Annotated in this window: 13 protein-coding genes; 3 read left to right on the top strand and 10 right to left on the bottom strand. The window is 68.9% G+C overall.

Annotated features, from left to right (window positions below; all coding sequences use genetic code 11):
• Window positions 1–74 precede the first annotated feature (74 nt).
• The 4 genes from GV790_RS15955 to GV790_RS15940 form a co-directional block, all read right to left on the bottom strand.
• Window positions 75–1,700, bottom strand: a complete 1,626-nt coding sequence (locus GV790_RS15955) for a LuxR family transcriptional regulator (protein WP_163814147.1) — start codon at window positions 1,698–1,700, stop codon at window positions 75–77.
• A gap of 155 nt (window positions 1,701–1,855) precedes the next feature.
• The gene (locus tag GV790_RS15950) at window positions 1,856–2,965 is read right to left on the bottom strand and encodes a flavin-containing monooxygenase (RefSeq protein ID WP_163814146.1); all 1,110 of its coding nucleotides are present in this window, start codon (window positions 2,963–2,965) and stop codon (window positions 1,856–1,858) included.
• Window positions 2,966–3,191: 226 nt separating this feature from the next.
• A complete protein-coding gene (locus tag GV790_RS15945) occupies window positions 3,192–3,725 on the bottom strand; it encodes a DUF3145 domain-containing protein (RefSeq protein ID WP_036534963.1) in 534 nt (177 codons plus the stop codon).
• Window positions 3,726–3,820: 95 nt separating this feature from the next.
• Window positions 3,821–4,654 (bottom strand): serine hydrolase domain-containing protein, encoded by an 834-nt coding sequence (locus tag GV790_RS15940; protein WP_163814145.1) that lies wholly within the window; start codon window positions 4,652–4,654, stop codon window positions 3,821–3,823.
• Window positions 4,655–4,697: 43 nt separating this feature from the next.
• On the opposite strand from GV790_RS15940, the gene GV790_RS15935 reads away from it, so the two are divergent.
• Window positions 4,698–5,888, top strand: coding sequence for a serine hydrolase domain-containing protein (locus GV790_RS15935; protein ID WP_163814144.1), 1,191 nt, complete (start codon window positions 4,698–4,700; stop codon window positions 5,886–5,888).
• An 82-nt stretch (window positions 5,889–5,970) separates the two neighbouring features.
• On the opposite strand, the gene GV790_RS15930 is transcribed toward GV790_RS15935, so the two are convergent.
• Together GV790_RS15930 and GV790_RS15925 are read right to left on the bottom strand one after the other, a co-directional pair.
• Complete coding sequence (locus GV790_RS15930; RefSeq protein WP_130915644.1) at window positions 5,971–7,101, bottom strand: NDMA-dependent alcohol dehydrogenase; 1,131 nt, start codon at window positions 7,099–7,101, stop codon at window positions 5,971–5,973.
• A gap of 204 nt (window positions 7,102–7,305) precedes the next feature.
• Complete coding sequence (locus GV790_RS15925) at window positions 7,306–8,370, bottom strand: phosphotransferase family protein (protein WP_163814143.1); 1,065 nt, start codon at window positions 8,368–8,370, stop codon at window positions 7,306–7,308.
• Window positions 8,371–8,450: 80 nt separating this feature from the next.
• On the opposite strand from GV790_RS15925, the gene pabB reads away from it, so the two are divergent.
• Window positions 8,451–10,694 (top strand): aminodeoxychorismate synthase component I, encoded by a 2,244-nt coding sequence (gene pabB / locus GV790_RS15920; RefSeq protein WP_163814142.1) that lies wholly within the window; start codon window positions 8,451–8,453, stop codon window positions 10,692–10,694.
• A 59-nt stretch (window positions 10,695–10,753) separates the two neighbouring features.
• Here the strand turns inward: pabB and GV790_RS15915 are convergent, their stop codons facing one another.
• Window positions 10,754–11,251: a hypothetical protein gene (locus GV790_RS15915; protein ID WP_163814141.1), complete on the bottom strand. Its 498-nt coding sequence runs from the start codon at window positions 11,249–11,251 to the stop codon at window positions 10,754–10,756.
• Window positions 11,252–11,458: 207 nt separating this feature from the next.
• On the opposite strand from GV790_RS15915, the gene GV790_RS15910 reads away from it, so the two are divergent.
• Window positions 11,459–13,138: a TerD family protein gene (locus GV790_RS15910; protein WP_445668759.1), complete on the top strand. Its 1,680-nt coding sequence runs from the start codon at window positions 11,459–11,461 to the stop codon at window positions 13,136–13,138.
• A gap of 4 nt (window positions 13,139–13,142) precedes the next feature.
• Here GV790_RS15910 and GV790_RS15905 read toward each other — a convergent pair whose 3' ends face one another.
• From GV790_RS15905 to GV790_RS15895, 3 genes are all read right to left on the bottom strand, one after another.
• Entirely contained in the window at window positions 13,143–13,874 is a 732-nt protein-coding gene (locus tag GV790_RS15905) for a TetR/AcrR family transcriptional regulator (protein ID WP_309139005.1), read from the bottom strand.
• A gap of 200 nt (window positions 13,875–14,074) precedes the next feature.
• Window positions 14,075–15,535 (bottom strand): DUF1254 domain-containing protein, encoded by a 1,461-nt coding sequence (locus GV790_RS15900; protein WP_256673335.1) that lies wholly within the window; start codon window positions 15,533–15,535, stop codon window positions 14,075–14,077.
• A gap of 102 nt (window positions 15,536–15,637) precedes the next feature.
• The coding region (locus tag GV790_RS15895; protein ID WP_163814139.1) for a hypothetical protein at window positions 15,638–15,862 on the bottom strand (225 nt) is incomplete at its 5' end.

Here is a 15,862-nt window from a genome sequence, read left to right as displayed (position 1 = left end):
CCCACTGCTCGACGACCTCGGCAACCATACACAAACGTGGCCTGTCGATGGGAACGAGGTGCGTCCGGCCCGCGTCAGGTCAGCCCGTGCTCGTAGGCGAAGGCGGCGGCAGCGGTTCGCGAGGTGACATCGAGCTTGGTGAAGATATTGGACAGATGCCGCGCTACCGTCTTCTCGCTGAGCACGAGCGCGGACGCAATGTCGGTATTGCTGTGTCCGGCTGCCACCAAACGCAGCACCTCGAGCTCACGGGGCGACAGCCCGGCCGGCGCCCGCGGGGTCAGCAGTGCGGTGACCTCGCGTTCGGCGGGCGCGGCGCCCAGTTCGGCGAAGACCCGACGCGCGGCGGCGAGTTCCGATCGGGCCGAATCCTCATCGCCGAGCGCTCGCAGCGCTCGACCGATATCGACCTGGCAGCGCGCCGTCTCGTACGGAGCCCCGAGCTCGGTCCAGATGCGGACCGCGCGACGCAGCTCCGGAACGGCCATGGCGCAGTCGCCGCGCGCTATCGCGACGCACCCGGCGGCCCGCGCCGCCATCGCATGCAATGGCGCGCAGCCGAAGTTCGCGGCGATCTCGGCCAGCTCGTGGCTCAGCGCCACCGCTTCGTCCGTCTCCCCTGCCGCGAGCAGGATGTCTATCGCCGCGGGCAGTAGCCGGCAGCGGTGCACCGGGTCCGCCGCTTCGGCGACCAATCTGCGCACCGCTCCGAGCGCGGCGGCGGTACGGCCCCGGATCGACCAGAGCAGTGCCAGCCCGGGCTGTGGCTCATGCCCGTAATCGATCGCCCCGGTGTAAGCGTCGCCGGCCTCGTCGAACGCGCCGCGGATCCGCAAGACATCACCGCGCTCGGCCAGCGCAAGACCGGCCGCGGCCGGTGACTGGGCGATGAGGTAGCGGCGGACCGCCAGGGCGAACTCCTCGAGGGCTGCCTCGTAGGCGCCGTGCAGGCGCATCAGCTGCCCGCGGTGCACCGCGCACTGGCCGGTGAACAACACCAGGCCGGGTTGGTCGGCGCACCAGTTTGTCAACGCCACTGTCCATTGCTCCGCCCGGCCCAGGTCCGAGATCTCCTGGCAGGCTTCGATCATCGAGCAGTAGATGTGCCCGGCGAACATCGTCGAGACGCCGCCTGCCGCGATACATGCCATCGCTTCGTCCATCAGCGCGAGCCCGCCCCGCACGTCACCGCCGTACAGTGCCAGCCTGCCGTGCGCCGACAGGCCCATCGCGGTCAGGTCGGGGTCGCCGTAGCGGCGACCGTAGTCGATGATCTTGTCGGCGCATGCGGCCGCGGCCGGGTATTCACCGGCGAAGACGTTGCGCAGCATCACCGAAACCAGCACATAGCCATGTTCGACGACATCGTCGCCCACCTCGTCGAGTAGGCGTCGGGCCCGGCCCACCCAGCCGCCGGAGACCGCCGATTCGCCGGCCATCAGCAGGGTCTGTGCCAACCAGAACGCGCACCGGACGGCGGCGAGCCGATTGCCGTCGTCCACGTGCAGCTGATAGGCCCGCTGCATCGCCTGGATGCTGTCGTTGGTGTGGCCTGTGAGATAGGCGGCGGTGGCCAGCCGGGCGAAATCGTCGCCGCGCAAGGCCTCGGCGTCCGAGGCGGACAGCGCCTCGAAAGCCGCCACCCATTCCCGCCGCTCGTAGGCCTCACGAGCCTGCCGCAAACTGTCGACAACGCTCATAGCGCATCACCTGTTACAGGACGATACGCGCAGTTCGGCGCCGCGGTGGGCTCGCTGAGCGAGGCCCGGCCCGGCATCTCGTTGCCTGCCGGCGGGGCGGCGTTGCCGGATCGTCCGCTAGCGCCGCCGGACCGGCCAGCCCGGCCGGATGAACCTCAGGCCGCCGCCCGCACAGCGGTCTGCTCCCGTACCCGCGCATCGATCCGTCGCGCGACATACTCCGCGTCCCGACCGACTCCGGGAAACACCATCGAGGAAAATGCGTACTGGAAACTCAAACCGCAGAAGTACAGGCCGGGCATATCGTCGACCACACCGCGATATTCCTTCGGCCAGCCGTCCTCGCCGATGACGGGCAGATCGATCCAATCGAACACCTGACGGAACCCGGTCGCCCACACGACGTTCCGCACGTCGACGACCGTGCCGTCGTCCAGTTCCGGGAGCCCATCGCGGACTCCGCTCATCCGGGCGGTATTCCGGCGCACCCCGCGCTCGGCCAGGTCGGCACGCTTGACCCGCAGCATGGGTCCGCCGTGCAAGCGCACCTCACGCATCACCTTCCTGCCGATCGGGGTGCGCCGGGTGAGTACGTGCCGCCACAGGAAGACCAGCACCGGCAAAGCGAACCTGATGGCAGGGCGGTCCCACCGCACCGGGATCTGGCCGCAGTCGCGGCCGCAGAGGATGGTCCGGTGGGTGCCTGCCACTTCGTAGGCGATGTCGGTGCCGGAATGCGAGGCGCCAACCACCAGCACCGGCCCCAGCGCCAACTGCTCGGGCCTGCGGTACCGGCTCGAGTGCAGTTGGGTGATCGCCGGATCCAGTTCCGCGGCGAAGTCCGGGATGTAGGGCGTGCGGCCGAAGGTGCCGGTCGCGACGACGACGTTGTCGCAGGTGATGGTGTCGTCGCCGAGCCGCGCCACGAATCCTCCGCCTGGCCGGGCGGTCAAGCGATCGACACCGGTTCGCATACGCACCGGCAGATCCCAGTGCAGCGCGTACCGCTCCAAGTAGTCGGCCACGTCGTCCTTGCCCGGATAGCTCCACGGATTCGCGGACGGGAACGGCAGCCCGGGCAGCCCGTCGTACTTCGCGGGTGAGTACAGGCGCAGCGAATCGTAATGGCGCCGCCAGTTGTCGCCGATACGGTCGTTGCGGTCGACGATCAGGAATGGCCGGTGCCGTCGGCGCAGCGCGCTCCCGGTCGCCAGTCCGGCCTGTCCGGCCCCGATGATGAGTGTCTCGATGTGCTGGGTGGTCATGGTCGCCTCCTGAACCGATGGTTACGAGGCTCTCGACGCTATGGTTCGGCTGCGGGCGCATGCTTCGGGCGAATTGCCCATTCGAGTGGGTGCGATCCTGCACGTAATCACCCATGTCCAGGCGCGCTGGATCCCGGGTACGGATCGGCTGCGGGTGCCGGCGACCGCTCGCGTTCTGCCGACGCGATATCGCTGTGGCGGTCCGCCCACGCCCGCTACGGCCCGGCTACCCCACGTCGCGACGCAGCCAGGTGATCTCCGCGCCCTCGCTGCCGCAGCGATAGACCTCGAGGTCTTCGTCCCAAGCCGTACCGAGGGCGCGGTCGAGTTCGGCGGCCAGGTCGTAACCGGAGTATTTGTCGAGTTCGCGTGCGGTTTGCAACATCACGCGCAGGCGCATCTCACCGATGGTGACGTCGCCGTTGGCGCTGGTGGATCCGTGCCAGAGGCCGAGGGCCGGGACGAAGCTGTAGCGCTCGCCGTCCACGCCTTCGCTGGGGTCCTCGGTCACTTCGAATCTCAACACCGGCCAGGAGCGGAGGGCTTGGGCGATGCGCGCGGCGGTGCCGACAGGGCCGACCCAGTCGCTGGTTGCCCGCAGTTGGCCGGCGGCGGCCGGCTGGGCGGTCCAGCGGAGTTTGGCGGGGGCTCCGAGAGCAGAGGCGAGGGCCCACTCGATGTGCGGGCACAGCGCGGCAGGCGACGAGTGGATGTAGACCACACCCGCCGTCGCATCCGCGAACTGACTCGATGCGCGCACCACAGACACCTCCAGCTTCGACGAGGAACGTCTTCCCCAACGGTCCGTCGAACTGGCGTTGCCCGAGTGTACTCGAGTGTCCGGTGTTACACCTGTTACTTAGCCGACGAGTTGCTTCGGCGTGTCGCCTCCGCGATCACCGCATCGCTGAACGGCGGCCACACCGCCCGTGCCCAATCGCCGAAATTCTCGTCGCTCAAGGCGAGACACGCCAAACCGACTTCCGGGTCGACCCACAAAAAAGTTCCGGATTGGCCGAAATGGCCATAGGTTCGCGGCGAGTTCGCCGAGCCGGTCCAATGCGGGGTTTTCCCATCGCGGATTTCGAATCCGAGCCCCCAGTCGTTGGGACGTTGCGAGCCATAGCCGGGCAGAACGCCATTGCGTCCAGGGAACTGGACAGTCGTCGCCTCGGCGTGGGTCTCGGCCGAGATCAGCTGCGGACGCAGCAATTCCGCGGCGAAGCGCAGCAGGTCGGCGGCACTGGACCGGCAGGCGTGACCGGCCGATCCGTCCAGCACCGACGAGGTCATGCCCAGCGGTGCGAACACCGCGTCACGCAGGTATTCGTCGAACGCGATACCGGTCTGCCCGGCGACGAAATCGGCCAGCACGTCGAATCCCGAGCTGGAGTAGATGCGCCGCTGCCCTGGCTCGGCCATCACCTCGGTGGTGTCGAAGGCCAGCCCCGAGGTGTGCGCGAGCAGATGCCGCACGGTCGAGCCGGGCGGCCCGGCGGGCTGATCGAGTTCGATCGCGCCTTCCTCGATCGCGATCAGCACGGCGTAGGCGGCAAGGGGTTTGGTGACCGAGGCCAACCGGAAGACCCGGTCGGCGTCGCCCGCGACAGCGGTCTCGCCGTCGCCGAACACCACGCCGGCCGCCGCATGCCGGACCGGCCATTCGCTGATCTGCTCGAGTGCGCGCACGCAGCCGAGCCTACGAGACGAGCCCCGATACGATCGAGTAACCATGAGTGCGCAGCCCACGATCCACGGCGATGTGGCGGCCGGTTTCGGCCCCGTCGCCGACGCTTTCCGCCGCAATTTCACCCAGCACGGCGAGATCGGCGCCGCTGTGGCGATCTACGACGGTGCTCGGCCGGTGGTGGATCTGTGGGCCGGTCACCGTGATCGCGCACGGGCCGTGCCTTGGGAACGCGACACCATCGTGCCGGTGTTCTCCTCGACCAAGGGGATGGCGGCGTTCGCGCTCGCGACGGCGGTATCGCAGGGCCTGCTCGACTACGACCAGCCGGTGGCGAAGTACTGGCCGGAGTTCGCGGCGAAGGGCAAGGACGCGATCACGGTGCGGCAGTTGATCGATCATCAAGCCGGGCTGTCCGGGCTCGATCGTCCGGTGACGGCGGCCCAAGTCGCCGATCTCGATGGGCTGGCCGAGATCCTGGCCGCGCAGAAACCCGCGTGGCGGCCGGGCACCCGGCACGGCTATCACGCCTTGACTCTCGGCCTGTACCAGGGCGAATTGCTGCGCCGGGTGGATCCGAAGGGCCGCACGATCGGCCGGTTCTTCGCCGAGGAACTCGCGACGCCGCTGGGCTTGGACTTCTTCATCGGCCTGCCCGCCGAGCAGAGCCTCGACCGCGTCGCCGTCCTGTCCGCCACCAAGGGCCTGGACATCCTGCGCTATGAACGCGATATCCCGCTGCGCATCGGCGCCGAGGTCTACGCCAAACGCGGGTTGTCCTATGCGGCGCTGACCAATCCGCGCTTCGGCGCCCCCGCCCGTGCCGCGCGGCGGGAATTCCTCGACCTCGGCGTGGCCAGCCACGGCGGCGTCGGTTCGGCCCGTGCGCTCGCTGCCATCTACGGCGCCGCCGCCGGCCGCACCGGCACGCTTCCCATCGACGATGCGGTAGTGGATCGACTGGCCGCCGACACCGCCGACGACGTCCCCGCCGACGATCTGGTGCTGCACACCAAGAGCCGCTACCACCTCGGCTTCCGGAAATCGCGCGGCGCGTTCCGATTCGGCTCCGATAAACGCGCCTACGGCACCACCGGCCTCGGCGGCTCCTTCGGATTCGCCGATCCCAGCACCGGATTCGGCTTCGGCTATGTCATGAACCGCCTCGGCATGGCCGTCCTCGACGACGTCCGCAGCCGCAATCTGCGCGAGGCGCTACTGCGTTGCGCCGGCTGATCCGACCGCCGATACCGCTCGGCGAGCCGATCCCGCGGAGTTGATCATTCGGATCGTCACGCTGCTCGCCGAGCGGTAATCGTCATCGATCAGCGTCGGTGTACTTGATGATGCCGCGGATGTTCTTGCCGTCCAGCATGTCCTGGTAGCCCTGGTTGATCTCCTCGAGGGAGTAGGTGCGGGTCACCATGTCGTCGAGGTTGAGCTGGCCGCTCTTGTAGAGCGAGAGCAGGCGCGGGGCGTCCTGGCGGGCATTGCCGCCGCCGAAGATGCAGCCCTTGACCGTCTTCTGCAGCATGGACAGCAGGAAGCTGTTCATCTTCACCTCGCCGGCGTCCATGCGGCCCATCGAGGTGACGACGAGCGTGCCGGCCTTGGCGGTGAGGATCAGGCCTTCTTCGATGTAGTCGCCGTGCATTTCACCCATGGTGAGGATGACCTTCTCGGCCATCCGCCCTTCGGTGGCGTCCATCAGCGGCATGATGGCCTCGGCCATGCTGGCGTAGGTGTGGGTGGCGCCGAACTTCTGGGCCTGCTCCCGCTTCCACGGGTTGGGGTCGATGGCAACCACTTTGGAGGCGCCGGAGAGCACCGCGCCCTGCAGCGCGCTCATGCCGACGCCGCCGATGCCCGCGATGACCACGGTTTCACCCGGCATGACGTTGGCGACGTGGGTGGAGGAACCGAAGCCGGTGGGCACACCACAGCCGACCAGGCAGGCGACCTCGAACGGAATCGACGGATCGATCTTCACCACCGAGGTGTGGTGCACCGTCATGTACGGGGAGAACGTGCCGAGCAGGCACATCGGGATGACGTTCTCGCCCCTGGCCTGGATGCGGTAGGTGCCGTCGCTGATGGCCTGGCCGAGCAGCAGGCCCGCGCCGAGGTCGCACAGCGCCATGTTGCCCGCGACGCAGGCCGGACAGCGTCCGCAGGCCGGGATGAACGACAGGATGACGTGGTCGCCGACCTGGAGGTCGCTCGGCACGCCGGGGCCGAGTTTGGTGATCACGCCCGCGCCTTCGTGGCCGCCCATGACGGGGAAGCTCGGCATCGGCGTCGCGCCGGTGACGATGTGATGGTCCGAATGGCACATGCCCGCGGTCTCCATGCGGATCTGCACCTCGCCGGCGACCGGGTCGCCGATCTCGATTTCTTCCACCGACCACGGCTCATCGATCCCCCACAGGATCGCGCCCTTCGTCTTCATTCCTGTCGACCTCTCGCGTGCTTCAATGTGACTGCACCCACAGTACGAGAAAACTGTAACGCGTTCTAGTGCCTGACAGAAAATTCATCTACCGCGCCCCGCGAGCAGCGCGAACACGTTCTATTATTGGAACCCGTTTTCAGCAGCGAGGCCGTCAACGGGCACGAGTGGGCACAGCGAAGCCACGCGATCGGCGCAGCACGGTTACTCCATCAAGCCGTGCGCCCGTTCGAACAGCTCGAGGGTGATGGCGTGCAGGAAATCGCCGACCTGTTTGGGCGCCTTACCGGCGAACGCCCTGGCGTGCGTGCCCTCGAGGACGATGCCGAGCTTGAAGCAGGCGAGCACGGTGTACCAGGTGACGGCGCTCAGATCGCGCTCGGAGAACTTCGCATAATGGTCGACCATCTCCTGCGGCGTCGGCAGCCCGCCGACGGCGCCCAGCTTGCCCACCAAGGCCGCGCCGGTCGTACCCGGCACCGGCCGGGTGGCGATCTGCCAGCCCAGGTCCAGCAGCGGATCGCCGATGGTCGACATCTCCCAGTCGACCATGGCGGCGACCTCAGGGCCGTCGTAGGAGAACATCATGTTGGCCAGATGGCAGTCACCGTGCAGGATGCCAGGAGTCCACTGCGCGGGCCGGTTGCGGTCCAGCCACTCCCCCACCCGCTCGACACCGGGGATCTCCGGGCCCGGGTAGCCCTCGTTGGCCGAATAGGACTCGAGTTCGCCCATCCAGCGCGGAACCTGCCGCTCCAGAAAGCCTTCCGGTTTGCCGTAGTCGGCCAGCCCGAGCGCCTGGTAGTCGAGTGAGCCGAGGCGCGCGATCGCCTCGACGGCCGACAGACCCATCTGCCGCCGCACCTCCGGATCGCCCGCGTGCAGTTCGGGCAGTTCGTTCTGCGGATTGAAGCCGGTGATCGGTTCCATCAGATAGAAGACGGCGCCGAGCACCGATTCGTCGGTACAGGCGGCGATCACCCGCGGCGCCTTCACCTCGGTCTCGCCCAGCGCGCCGAGCAGGCGGGCCTCCCGCCGGATGACCTCGTTGCTCTTGGCCCGCAGATGCTTCGGCCCGCGCCGCAGCACATAGTCGCGCCCACCGCGCCGGAACCGCAGCATGATGTTCTGGGTGCCGCCACCGAGTTCGGTGACCGCCTCGAACTCCCCCTCGGGCAGCCCCTGTTCGGTCATCCACTTCCCGACCACGGCGAAATCGACGACCTCGCGGTCCACACCTACCGGTTGCGCAACAGACATGCCCCACATTCTGCACCACCGCGCGCGCAAATCTGAAGGCAGCTGACAGCAGTTTCCCGATCGCACCGGAGCGTAGGGTTCGGACCACCATGCGCACGCTGTTGATCGACAACTACGACTCGTTCACCTACAACCTGTATCAGCTGATCAGCGAGGTATACGGGATCGAGCCGACGGTCGTGCGCAACGATGAGGCGCGGGCGGTGCGGCAGCTGCGCCTCGACCGGTTCGACAACGTCGTCATCTCGCCGGGCCCGGGTCGGCCCGACGTCGCGCGCGATGTCGGCGTCTCGGCGGCGGTGATCCGCGAGACCGACCTGCCACTGCTCGGCGTGTGCCTCGGTCATCAGGCGATCGTGGTGGCCGAGGGCGGAATCGTCGACGCGGCGCCGGCCGCCCGGCACGGCTATCTCGATCGGATCGACCACGACGGCACGGGATTGTTCGCCGGTCTGCCGCAGCGGTTCACCGCGGTGCGCTACCACTCGCTGTGCGCGGCCGACCCGCTGCCCGATGCGCTGGAGGTGACCGCGCGATCGTCGGACGGTGTGGTGATGGGCGTGCGGCATCGCCACCGTCCGCGATGGGGCGTTCAGTTTCACCCGGAGTCGATCGCGAGCGAGCACGGAGCCGCGATTCTCGCCAACTTCGCGAAGCTGACGGCGGGCCACCGGAGCCGCACGGCGAGTTCGCCGCCGAGCGCACTCGGGCCGCCATCCGCGCGGGTGACGGCCGACAACCCGATCACCTCGCCTGCCGGCCGTCGGTCGCCCTCTCCGATGGCCGAAGCCGAGCCCGCCGGCCGCGCCGCCGCGACCCCGGAACCGAACGGCGCTCACGGCGACTCGGCTACCGGAGCCGATCCACTCCGGCTCGAGCACCTCGTGATCGAGCGGGCGGTGGATACCGAAGCGATATTCCTGCGGCTGTACGCGAATTCCACGACGGCGTTCTGGCTCGACAGTGAGCACGTCGAGCCCGGCTTGGACCGGTTCTCGTTCCTCGGCGACGCGAGCGGTCCGCTGGCGGAGGTCGTGCGCTACCGGGTCGGCTCCGGGGTCGTGACGGTGACCGGGGCCGACGGTGAGCACACCGTACCGGGACGGATCCTCGACTATCTCGATGCGCGACTGCGGGAGCGGCGGATCGAGTTGCCCGATCTGCCCTTCGATTTCACCGGCGGCTACGTCGGCTATCTCGGCTATGAGGTGAAGGCCGAGTGCGGGGCCACGGCCGCGCATCGGGCGCGGACGCCGGACGCGCAGTGGATCTTCGCCGACCGGCTGGTGGTGGTCGACCACGAGGCGGGACGCACCCATCTGCTCGCCCTGACTGCTTCCGACGATTCCGCCGCCGTCGACTGGTTGCGCACCACAGCACAGGCGCTGGCATCCCTGCCCACCTGGGCCAATCCACCCGATCTCGCGATCGACGCCGATCCCGGTGCCGTCGCCGCCGCGCTCGAGCGGGGCCGGGAGCGCTACCTGATCGACATCGCCATCTGCCAGGACGCACTGCGGGCGGGCGAATCCTACGAGGTCTGCCTGACCGATACCGTCACCGTGCCCGCCACGGCCGAGGGCCTCGACGTCTACCGGACGCTGCGCCGCTGCAACCCCGCCCCCTACGCGGCCTACCTGCGCTTCGGCGACCTCGAGATCGCCTGCTCCTCCCCGGAGCGCTTCCTGAAGATCGATCGGCACCGCATCGTGGAGAGCAAGCCCATCAAGGGCACGGCGCCGCGCGGAGCCACTCCCGCCGAGGACGAACGACTGTGCCGGGAACTCGCCGCCAGTCCCAAGACCAGGGCCGAGAACCTGATGATCGTCGATCTGCTGCGCAACGATCTCGGCCGGGTCTGCGAGATCGGCAGCGTGCACGTGCCGAAGTTGATGGCGACCGAAACGTATTCGACACTGCACCAGCTGGTTTCGACGGTCCGCGGCATCCTGCGCCCCGGCGCCGGCGTGATCGATTGTGTGCGTGCGTGTTTCCCGGGCGGCTCGATGACGGGCGCGCCCAAGCTGCGCACCATGGAAATCATCGACGAACTGGAGACCCGGGCCCGCGGGGTCTATTCGGGCACCATCGGATTCCTCGGACTGGGCGGCACCGCCGACCTCAATATCGTGATCCGCACCGCCGTGCTGCACGAGGGCAGCTGGCAGATCGGCGCGGGCGGCGCCATCGTGCTGGACTCGGTACCGGAGGACGAGTACGCGGAGATGGTGCTGAAGGCGGCGGCCACCCATCGTGCCGTCAGCGCTACGGGTGCCGCCGGACGACACCGGAACCACTACTCCGTCCCCCGCGAAGCGGCTTCCGTGGAGTGAAACTCCCCGGTCCGCCCGTCGGGAGCGGCGAGGCATTTTTCGGACGAGGTGGTGCAGCCCTATCGACGCTTGGACCGCCCCTGCCCCTGATCCTTCGGATCCGGCGCCGGAGTGTCCTCGGCACGACCCGCCAGGCGCCCGAGGATGCTCACTCCCGGCAGCTTCGACAGCGCACCGAACAGGTCCTCGCCGAGGGAGATCATCGCTTCCAGGCGCGGCAGCAGCCGGTCGTAGGCGGCGAAGGCCGGATCGGCCAGCGCCAGCGTGCGATCGAGCCGATCGATGGTGGAGTTGAGCCGATCGATGGCGGTGGACAGGTTGTCCAGTAGGTCGGGCAGCTGCGCGGCGAGCTGCGCCGAGGCCGGTGGCAGGCGCACCGCGGCGTCGAAGGAGTAGCCGGCGGTCATCCGCGCGGCATCCAAGGCCTGGCCCGCAGCGGTCTGGGCCGCCTCCACCGCCGACTGGGCCGCGGCCAGGACGTCGCCCGGGTTGGGCACCTTCCGTGATCCGGGCGCCCGCCCCGGCGGCTGCTTGCCCGCATCCTTCGGATTCGTCATAGCACTACTGTGCCCCAACCTGCGCCGATGCGACAGGATTGGGTACGCAGGGCCCGAGGGTGTCGGTGGCCGCGCGGCCACCGTTTCACGGACGGCGATCGGCTGCCCCGGCTGTCCGCCGGGCCTGTCGGAGGGCCGTGGCATAGTTCGACAACGATGAAACTCAGCAAGGGCGCGAACGCGCCGGTACCGACTTCGCTTCTAGCCGTGGTTGTTTCATGGCGTTCGGAGCATGCGGTGGACGCGCACGCGCTGCTGCTCACGGATTCGGGCACGGTGCGCAACGATCGTGATCTGGTGTTCTACAACGCGCCCAGGCACATCTCCCAGGCTGTCACCCTCGATCAGGCGGCACCGGCGGGCACGGCACGGCTGAGTGTGTCGTTGCCGCGCACCGAAGCCGAGATCGCGCGCATCGTGGTGTCCGGCTCGATGGACGACGGCAGCTTCGCCGACGTCGCCGGCCTCACCGTGACGGTGCACGATGCCGACGGCGCGGTGGCGGTGTTCGAGATCGAGGGTTCGGAGCCGGTGGCGGCGATGATGTTCGGCGAGTTCTACCGGCGCACGGGGCAGTGGCGATTCCGGGCCGTGGCGCAGGGCTGGGAGTCCGGAATGGCCGGGCTGGTCACCGAGTTCGGTGTGGTCGTCGACGAGCCCGGCGGCCAGACCACCCCACCGGCGGCCCACGAGCGCGCACAACGTGCGCCGGGCGGCGTGCTCACCCAGGAGTCGCGCACCGCGCCGACGCTGACGTTGCGTCGCGAGGTCATCGCGGAACTACCCGCCGAGCCGGCACCGCCACCGCACCCCGAACGCGCCGACTGGCATGTCGACCCGCACGACGGCACCCGGCTGCGCTGGTGGGACGGCTCCCACTGGACCGGCGACACCCGCCCGCGCCTGCCGGTGCCTCCGCACAGCTGCGACCGGTGCGGTAACCGCAGGCGGCGCAAGATCTTCGGCGGCTTCCACCCGTGCCGGGCCTGCGCCGAGGAGATCGAGGAGTACCTGACCCACTGGCACACCCAGGTCTGGCGGGTGCTGTCCGGTCCGGGGCCACAGGGGCCCGAATGGGAACAGTTGTGGGCGTCGTTGCGGTATCAGCGCATCGACGAGCGCGTCGGGCGCGCTTCCCTGCAACCGCTCGCCCTCGACCATATGGAGCGGATGGTGGCCTTCGCGATGGCCGACGGCCAGATCGAGGGCCCGGAATTCGAGCGCTTCAAGGAGACCATCGCCGAGCTCGGGCTGAGCGGACCGGCCATCGACGACCTGTACCGCCGGATGCATCGCGGCCGTACCCTCACCCGGTTGCGCGCGGGCGATCTGCCGACGGTGCGCGGCCACGGCCTGCACCTGGACCCCGAGGAACGGGTGCATTTCGACGCGGGCGCCACTCAGATCCGGGCACTGGCCAAGGGACCCAAGTACACCGACGGGCGGTTGATCGTCAGCAACAAGAAGCTGCGTTTCGTCGGCTCCGACTCCGGCATCGAGCTGCCGTGGTCACGGATCGTCTCGGTCGCCATCGAACGCGAGGAAAGCTCGGGCGCCGACACCGTGGTGATCGCCGCGACGTCGGCGCGCGGCGGTGCCCGATTCGCGGTCGACGATCCGCATTACCTCGCCGCGGCCGTCGAGGGTGCGCTCCGGGTGGCCAAACGCCTGGCCCTCACCCCAGGGCAGCGCGATACCCGCAGCATCCCGCAGGAGGTGAAAGCCGAGGTGTGGCAGCGCGACGGCGGGCGATGCGTCGAATGCGGCGACGGCCATTACCTCGAGTTCGACCACATCATTCCGCTCAGCCGAGGCGGGGCCACCAGCGCCACCAACCTGCAGATCCTGTGCCGGGCCTGCAACCGCGCCAAGGGCGCGCGGATCTGAGCGCTCAGCCGGGGATGAACCCCGCCGAGCGGCCGAGGTCGGCCAGCATGGTGTCGAACAGGACCTCCGGGTTCGACAGCGGCACCGGATAGTTGCCGAACACCTCGAGGGTGACGTGCCCGTACAGGCGCGCCCAGATCTGGATCATCAGATAGGTGACGCCGAGGTCGATTCGATCGGCGGCGGCGGGCTGGCCCGCCTCGGCGAGCGCGGCCAGCAGCTCGGCCTGGAAATGTTGCAGGTCGGCCCGCAGCTCATCCGGGATGTCGTCGGCGGGTGGGGTGATGACGTCGTAGGTGGCCAGCAGCCTGCCCGCCGCCGCGAGGAAGATCCGGCCGAACGGCTCGTCGAAGCCGCGCACGCCGCGTCCGGCGCCCGGTGAGGCGAACACGAGCGTGAACTCCCTCGTGTGGGCCAGTGCCCAGTGCCGGAACCCCTGGCAGATGGCTAAGAACTGGACCGCACCGTCGTCGGGCAGTTCGGCGATCCGGTCCGACAGTTCGGCGGCCAGGTCGGCGCAGATCTCCAGGCGCAGGGCTTCCATCAGGTCGTCGAGCGACTTGTAGTACCGGTACAGAGCGGGGGCGGTGACCCCGAGCGAGCGGGCGATGGCGCGCAGGGTGACCGCGTCCGCGCCGTGCTCGACCAGCAGAGCGCGGGCGGCGCGCCGGATATCGGCGTCGGTGATCACCGGCGCGCGCCCCCGCGGCACGGGTTGGCTGATCCGGAGGTTCACGCCGGGCCCACCTCCCGGCGCACACCGGCGGCATGCGATGTGGTCACGGCTGTTCTCCTGCGAGTCCCGGGCGTGCACCCTCGAGTAGGTCCGATAGGAGATGTAACCACAACCGGCCGACGAGTAAACGCCGTTTAGTAATGTCGGTTAACCCACCCTGGTCGGTCGACGCCGCCGCCACATGCCCGATTCAGACCTGGTCAGGTGACCGGTTCGAGTGGTGGCGGCACCCACGCACCGGCCGTGGCAACTTCCTTCGGCGCATACATGCGCAACACCAGCGAAAACTGCCCCGCGGGCGGGATCGGCAGCCAATTGCCCGCGGGCACTCCGGTACCGGGATCGGCGTATTGGACCGCGAGTTCGAGCGAACCGTCGGGCTGGAATACCACCGGTATCTGATGGCCGATGGAGTAGATCCCGGCCGGGTTGGCGACCAGATGCCCTTCGGGACCGTAGGCCGTCAGCGACCAGAAGGCATCCACCGGCGGCGTCTGGCCGGGCGCGAACCGCAGCCGGAACGGGACCGGCAGCCCTTGGTCGCCCGCGTCGCCGAACAGCGTCGGGTACATCACGTCCTCGGCGAGATTCGCGCCGAGGCCGCGATCGGCGGTGGAGGCCCGCAGCAAATAGTTGGTCCCGTAGCGGCCGATGGCGGTATTGATCACCCAGCCGTTGACCGTCCTGGTCCCGGGGTCGAGATATACCGCGATCTGCCGTTGCGCGGTATCCGCCCCGGCGGTCAATTCTTCGGCGCTGATGCCGCGGGGGTGCCCGCCCGGGGTGATGCCGATCGTCGCGAAACGGTCGAGCGCGGGCGCGTCCTCTGGGGCGGGCGGATTGTCGCCCATCAACCGGCACAGGCGGTGGAAGAAGTCGCCGGCGGGCATGCGCGCCACCACGTCGACCGGCGGTTCCGGCAGTTCCACCGGCCCGTCCGGAGCGGGCGGCGCCGGCTCGCCGTCGCTGGGCGGCCACGCGCTCAACGGCAGCAATCTCAGCTGTGCCTGGATCGCGCGGACCGCGGGCACATCGTCGGGACCGTTCACCTGAATCCGGCCGAGCAGCCACACCATCCTGGTCGGCATCGGCAGGTGCCGCATCCCCTCCGGCACCTCGCCCGACCACTCGGGCCCGGAGATCAAATACGTGTAGGGCGCCCGCGGGCTCTCGGCCTGCGGGCCCACGCTGCTCGGGTTGTGCACGCTATTGGTCCAGGCATCCAGCAGCGGCATGATCCAGTAGCGGCGCGGGTCGATCGCGGGCACCCGCAACACCATGGGCTCGGCGCGCAGATCGAGCCACGCCGACGAGTACAGCGAATCCAGGCCCACCCGGCGCGCGCCCCGACTACTCGGCACCGGCAGCGCGGTGCCGTGCACGAACCGGTTGTTCCCGATGCCTGCGGTCATGGCTTCGCGGCTGGCGTCCATAAGCACCAGCGGATAGCCGAAGACGTAGGCCTCGGTCGCGACGTCGATGCGATCCTCGGGGGTGCCCGATGGCGTGGCCGAACCGTCGTCGGCGGATTCGCCGCAGGCCGCGAGACCGGCCGCGGCGACCATCGCCCCGAGCACGGCGCGGCGGGAAAACGCCGGTCGCTCATCGGATGCCGAGTCCGGCGCCGTCGGCCCGGCGTACTTCGGTGCGGTGCGACTCATCGCCGAACTCCCTGCTTTCCGAGATCGCCGGAGGTGGAGAGATACGCGAGGAAGTATAGCCACCGATTTGCCGGCTCAGGCCGGCATCGCGACCGCGGGGATTCAGGTGCCGAGCACGGCATTCATTATGGTGCCCGCACTGGTGGCGACCACACCACCGATCATCGCGCCGGCCACCATCTTCGGCGACTCCAGACCGCCTCCGGTCCACTTCTCCCAGGCGAACTTGCCGCCCGCGTAGATGATGCCGCAGACCCCGGACAGCAGCACGAACCAGGTCAGGTAGCGGACGAGTTGGAGAATCTTCTCCGACATCGGCGGCGCTTC

This window comes from Nocardia cyriacigeorgica, from assembly GCF_010858045.1.
Classification (GTDB): Bacteria; Actinomycetota; Actinomycetes; order Mycobacteriales; family Mycobacteriaceae; genus Nocardia; species Nocardia cyriacigeorgica_E.
Note: the sequence above shows the minus strand (reverse complement) of the source record. Positions and strands in the feature narration are given on the sequence as shown.